This is a genomic window from Rhizobium sp. P38BS-XIX, from assembly GCF_012641435.1.
Taxonomy (GTDB): Bacteria; Pseudomonadota; Alphaproteobacteria; order Rhizobiales; family Rhizobiaceae; genus Rhizobium.
Genome location: NZ_JABAIJ010000027.1, coordinates 1 through 1,280 on the forward strand (window position 1 = coordinate 1; position 1,280 = coordinate 1,280).

Below are 1,280 nucleotides of genomic sequence, written 5' to 3' on the forward strand. Positions count from 1 at the left end.
AGCGTCGTCTGCGTTCGCAGGACTGGTTCGACAATCCGGATCATATCGATATGACGGCGTTGTATCTGGAGCGCTTCATGAACTACGGCATCACGCCGGAGGAACTGCGGTCGGGCAAGCCGATCATCGGCATCGCCCAGAGCGGCAGCGATCTGACGCCGTGCAACCGCCACCATCTCGATCTTGCCAAGCGCGTGCGCGACGGCATTCGCGATGCCGGCGGCATTCCGATCGAGTTTCCGACGCATCCGATCTTCGAGAATTGCAAGCGCCCGACGGCGGCACTCGACCGCAATCTCGCCTATCTCGGCCTCGTCGAAGTGCTTTACGGCTATCCGCTTGACGGCGTCGTGCTGACGACCGGCTGCGACAAGACCACGCCCTCGGCGCTGATGGCGGCATCGACCGTCAATATTCCGGCGATCGTTCTCTCCGGCGGTCCGATGCTCGACGGCTGGCATGATGGCGAGCTTGCCGGTTCCGGCACCGTGATCTGGCGGTCGCGCCGCAAGCTGGCGGCCGGCGAGATCGACGAGGAGGCTTTCATGGAGGCGTCGCTCGCCTCGGCACCTTCGATCGGCCATTGCAACACCATGGGCACGGCGTCCACCATGAACGCCATGGCCGAAGCGCTCGGCATGTCGCTGACCGGCTGCGCCGCCATTCCCGGCGCCTATCGCGAGCGCGGCCAGATGGCCTACCGCACCGGACGGCGGGCAGTCGAACTGGTTCTTGCCGATATCAAGCCTTCGGACGTGCTGACGCGCGAAGCCTTTCTCAATGCCATCAGGGTCAATTCCGCCATCGGTGGTTCGACCAATGCGCAGCCGCATCTCGCCGCCATGGCCAAGCACGCCGGCGTCGAGCTTTATCCCGACGACTGGCAGGTGCATGGCTTCGACATTCCGCTGCTTGCCAATGTGCAGCCGGCTGGCGCCTATCTCGGCGAGCGCTTCCATCGCGCCGGCGGCGTTCCGGCCATCATGTGGGAGCTGCTGCAGGCCGGTAAACTCGATGGCAGCTGTCCGACCGTCACGGGCAGGACGATGGCGGAGAACCTTGAGGGCCGCGAGGCGAGCGATCGCGAGGTCATCCGCCCGTTTGCCGAACCGCTGAAGGAGCGCGCCGGCTTCCTCGTCCTCAAAGGCAACCTGTTCGATTTCGCGATCATGAAGATGAGCGTCGTGTCGGAGGAGTTCCGCAGACGCTACCTGCAGGAGCCGGGCCACGAAGGCGTGTTCGAGGGCAGGGCCGTGGTGTTCGACGGCTCGGAGGATTAT

The 1,280-nt window shown here is 64.5% G+C and carries 1 protein-coding gene; it reads left to right on the forward strand.

From position 1 onward, the window contains the following. Window positions 1-1,280: IlvD/Edd family dehydratase (locus HGP17_RS33345; RefSeq protein WP_168816337.1), on the forward strand; the 1,280-nt coding region annotated here is incomplete at both ends.